At 47.7% G+C, this 880-nt stretch carries 2 protein-coding genes and 1 pseudogene; all 3 read left to right on the plus strand.

The annotated features are described in order from the left end of the window. Positions 1 to 394 (plus strand): annotated as a pseudogene (locus R7093_RS24540) (type II secretion system protein GspH); the annotation flags it as partial. After that, a complete protein-coding gene (gene gspI / locus R7093_RS24545; protein WP_005478722.1) occupies positions 381 to 770 on the plus strand; it encodes a type II secretion system minor pseudopilin GspI in 390 nt (129 codons plus the stop codon). The pseudogene R7093_RS24540 and the gene gspI, both read left to right, overlap by 14 nt. After that, the coding region (locus R7093_RS24550; RefSeq protein ID WP_318146928.1) for a type II secretion system protein J at positions 757 to 880 on the plus strand (124 nt) is incomplete at its 3' end. The genes gspI and R7093_RS24550, both read left to right, overlap by 14 nt.

An 880-nucleotide genomic window follows, 5' to 3' on the forward strand; every position in this document is an offset into this window, starting at 1 on the left:
CCGATTTAAAAAGACCTACACCCTGCTTAGCTTGACCGCTGAAGGCTGGAAGCCGCTAGAAATGAAGCAAATTCCAAGCAAAACCAAATTAGAAGATGACATTGCATTGCAATTGGATTTAGGTGGCGGTGCTTGGGATAAAGACGATCGTTTGTTTGAGCCGGGTTCACTGTTTGAAGACATGTTTGCCGACGAAACTGAAGAAAAGAAAGTGAAACCACCGCAAGTTTTCATTTTCTCGAGCGCAGAAGTCACGCCGTTTACCTTGTCTTTTTTCCCACAAAAAGGCGATGCGTTTAACGATGGTTGGCGAGTGATCGGAAAAGAGAGTGGGCAAATTCTGTTGGTAGCGCCAGGTGAAGAAGTGGAAGAGGATGCGAATGCGCAATTTTAAGCAAACTCAACCAAACTTAAACCGTCGCCGAGTGCGAGGTATGACGTTGCTTGAAGTGTTGGTTGCACTGGCTATTTTTGCCACCGCGGCGATCAGTGTGATTCGCTCAGTGAGTCAACACATCAACACAGTCAGCTACTTAGAAGAAAAGATGTTTGCAGCAATGGTTGTGGATAACCAAATGGCGAATGTGATGCTAGATACTGGCGCGCTGAAAGCCAAGAATGGTACCGAAGAGCTAGCAGGGCGTACATGGTATTGGAAAGTCACGCCTGTCGCCACCACGCAGCCATTGCTGAAAGCATTTGATGTAAGTGTCGCGACCGCGAAAAACGCGAGTCCAGTTGTTACGGTAAGAAGCTATGTGGCGCAGTAAACCCAATCGCGCAAATAAGCGCCGTGCAGCAAAAGGTTTTACACTCATTGAAGTGCTGGTGTCGATAGCGATCTTTGCCAGTTTGAGCGTGGCGGCATACCAAGTGGTGT

It is taken from the genome of Vibrio sp. 1580, assembly GCF_033340055.1.

Excerpts from the sequence above, each read along its gene's own strand:
- gspI (WP_005478722.1), top strand. The coding sequence starts at position 381 with ATGCGCAATTTTAAGCAAACTCAACCAAACTTAAACCGTCGCCGAGTG.